Below are 226 nucleotides of genomic sequence, written 5' to 3' on the forward strand. Positions count from 1 at the left end.
ACTTTATTAGAAAGAAGTACGACGGTAGATACGGTACTTAGCTAACCATAAGTTAGCCTCTAAACGACGTTGCATGTTATCATCGTTAACTGGTAGCGCTAATTTATCTTCAATTGCTTGATGTGCCACTGCACACGCAATTTTTTCACTGATCTGTTTAATCACTTTTAATGGAGGTAATAACTCGCCCTGTGCTTTCTCATATTCCATAGATGCATCCGCTAAA

The 226-nt window shown here is 38.5% G+C and carries 1 pseudogene; it reads right to left on the bottom strand.

The window, feature by feature from the left end:
* Window positions 1-6 precede the first annotated feature (6 nt).
* Window positions 7-226 (bottom strand): annotated as a pseudogene (locus tag V6255_RS18410) (NAD-dependent malic enzyme); the annotation flags it as partial.

The organism is Psychromonas arctica, assembly GCF_038155225.1.
Classification (GTDB): Bacteria; Pseudomonadota; Gammaproteobacteria; order Enterobacterales; family Psychromonadaceae; genus Psychromonas; species Psychromonas arctica_B.